The organism is Thermococcus sp. M36, assembly GCF_012027355.1.
Classification (GTDB): domain Archaea; phylum Methanobacteriota_B; class Thermococci; order Thermococcales; family Thermococcaceae; genus Thermococcus.
In genome coordinates this window covers 1-428 of sequence record NZ_SNUH01000233.1, presented here as the reverse complement: position 1 = coordinate 428, position 428 = coordinate 1, and the positions used below count along the sequence as shown (strand labels likewise).

Sequence of the window (428 nt, the reverse complement as noted above, 5' to 3'; positions counted from 1 at the left end):
ACAGTTAACAGATAACATAGGTTTTTTCAGCAGGCTTGGATGGAATGACGGCAGATACGCTACCTGGGCATTTACAGAAATTGATAACACTATCAATGCAGGCGTATCAATTAAAGGAAATAAATGGAAGCGACCTGATGACGTATTGGGCATTGCAGTAGTGAGTAATGGAATATCTAAAGGCCACAGAGATTTTTTAAAAGCAGGCGGTTATGGTTTTATTATTGGTGACGGTACTATAAATTATAAACGTGAAACAATTATTGAAACCTATTATAGTGCAAAGCTTACGCCCTTTTTCTGGCTCACATTCGATTATCAGTTTGTAAATAATCCTGCTTATAATAAAGACAGAGGGCCTGTGCATGTTTTTGGTATCAGAGGGCATATAGCGTTTTAAATAGGGAATTGTAAATAACTCCATGAAA

Annotated in this window: 1 protein-coding gene; it reads left to right on the top strand. The window is 36.7% G+C overall.

The window, feature by feature from the left end; genetic code table 11:
• Positions 1–400: carbohydrate porin (locus tag E3E36_RS12125; RefSeq protein WP_167895613.1), on the top strand; the 400-nt coding region annotated here is incomplete at its 5' end.
• Positions 401–428 lie beyond the last annotated feature (28 nt).